3 protein-coding genes are annotated in these 1,586 nt (G+C 38.0%); 1 reads left to right on the forward strand and 2 read right to left on the reverse strand.

Features of this window, described 5'->3' with window-relative positions; all coding sequences use genetic code 11:
- The first annotated feature begins 356 nt into the window (after positions 1-356).
- Positions 357-920 (forward strand): competence protein ComK, encoded by a 564-nt coding sequence (locus ACFVSH_RS26440; protein WP_260284580.1) that lies wholly within the window; start codon positions 357-359, stop codon positions 918-920.
- 87 nt (positions 921-1,007) lie between these two features.
- On the opposite strand, the gene ACFVSH_RS26445 is transcribed toward ACFVSH_RS26440, so the two are convergent.
- Together ACFVSH_RS26445 and ACFVSH_RS26450 are read right to left on the reverse strand one after the other, a co-directional pair.
- Positions 1,008-1,226 (reverse strand): DUF3006 domain-containing protein, encoded by a 219-nt coding sequence (locus tag ACFVSH_RS26445; RefSeq protein WP_387596385.1) that lies wholly within the window; start codon positions 1,224-1,226, stop codon positions 1,008-1,010.
- Positions 1,227-1,586: ComEC/Rec2 family competence protein (locus tag ACFVSH_RS26450; RefSeq protein WP_387708779.1), on the reverse strand; the 360-nt coding region annotated here is incomplete at its 5' end.

The following is a 1,586-nucleotide window of genomic DNA, read 5'->3' on the forward strand; positions in this document are numbered from 1 at the left end:
ACTTCACTGACTCTGAATAAGATTTTTCATTTTTCAAAGTTACCACCCCTGACCCTTTTTATTATTATATGGATTTGAGTGGATAAAATCAACTGAAAATTTTAAAAATTTAAACATTAGTAGAAAATGTGTCGTTTAGATGACGAAAAAGCCACTATATAAAAGAATTCTTAATTTTTTGTGAACTTCCTTTTTATGTTTAAGGGTTGTGCTATTATAGTGAGGAATTTAACATACATTTGCTATCCCCCTTCACTCTTCTTGGATAATGGGGAATGGAAGGGTACAAGCAATCAAGGGTATAAGCTTCGAAAAAGTAAAAGCGGTGTTTAGCAATGAGGAAGAGGTGGATTAAAATGAAGGAAAATAATCAGGGAATTATTGAGGAATTTGAAATTACGCCACATACACTAATGGTTTCACCAATCAATTACGGCAGTAAAATATATTCCCGTATCGTTGAAATGGAGGACGAGTTCATCTCCCCGTTTAAGCCCATGGAAATAATAAAGAAAAGCTGTGAGTTCTTCGGATCAAGCTATGAAGGACGCAAGAAAGGCACGAAACAGCTCATAAACATCACACATAAAGCACCGATCGCGATTGATCCGACCAGTTCGATTTTCTTCTTTCCGACTACATCTCCGTTGCGTCCTCAATGCATCTGGCTATCACATGAGCATGTGGCAACCTATGATCGCCTGGATTCCAAACATACAACCATCACATTCAGGAATAGACAAACCATCGATATAGCAGTATCATGCAGTTCTTTCGAAAACCAGCTGCACCGGACATCTTTTTTAAAAACGAAATTGATCCAGAGAATTGAGGAGACAAAGAGGAAATCCTTCTATCTGTTTTCCGATCCAAATGGGGCAAAGCCTTCAGAGGTTATGTCAAAGTATGTACCGCGTTAGAGGGTTTCAGGGATAACCATAAAAGAATGTAAATGGGATTCATTCAAAATTAAAGCAAGCCCTTCTTATTAAAGAAGGGCCCCGGAATTAATCCTCAAATAATTCATCCATTAAATCGTCAATCTCTTTTCTTAACTGCTTAGTGCCTTCTTTGGAAATGGTGATCGTATTACCATTGATAATCAGCATATCTCCTACTTTTGCTCCTTTGGGAAGGGCGCTTTTAGGAAAATCCTTTATGTCGCCGCCTTCGATTTCAACGACAGCGATCTTTCCCTCGAAGCGATCGATAATTCCTTGTATCATTTATTTCACCGTCTTTACAGTAATTTTCTGACCTGTAGAAGTAAAAATAATGTTACCTGATTTATCTGTGCGATAAGTTTTGGCTTTCACTGAATTCAACCGTTTTACAACAGTAGAAGTAGGGTGCCCATATCCATTTTTCCCTACACTGATTACAGCGTATTTCGGTTTTGCTTTGTTAATGAAAGCTGAACTTGTTGATGTTTTTGCACCATGATGGCCGACTTTGAGTACATCCACACTTGGTACCAGTTTTTTAGCCAGCATGTCTGACTCTGCTTTTACTTCAGCATCACCTGTAAACAAGAACGTTTTTTTGCCGTGTTTAAGTAAAAGGACTGCACTCCAATTATTTAAGTC

Source organism: Peribacillus sp. NPDC058002 (assembly GCF_042886655.1).
GTDB classification, from domain to species: Bacteria; Bacillota; Bacilli; order Bacillales; family DSM-1321; genus Peribacillus; species Peribacillus aracenensis.

Coding starts and splice junctions, on each gene's coding strand:
- ACFVSH_RS26440 (WP_260284580.1), top strand. CDS start 357: ATGAAGGAAAATAATCAGGGAATTATTGAGGAATTTGAAATTACGCCA.
- ACFVSH_RS26445 (WP_387596385.1), bottom strand. CDS start 1,226: ATGATACAAGGAATTATCGATCGCTTCGAGGGAAAGATCGCTGTCGTT.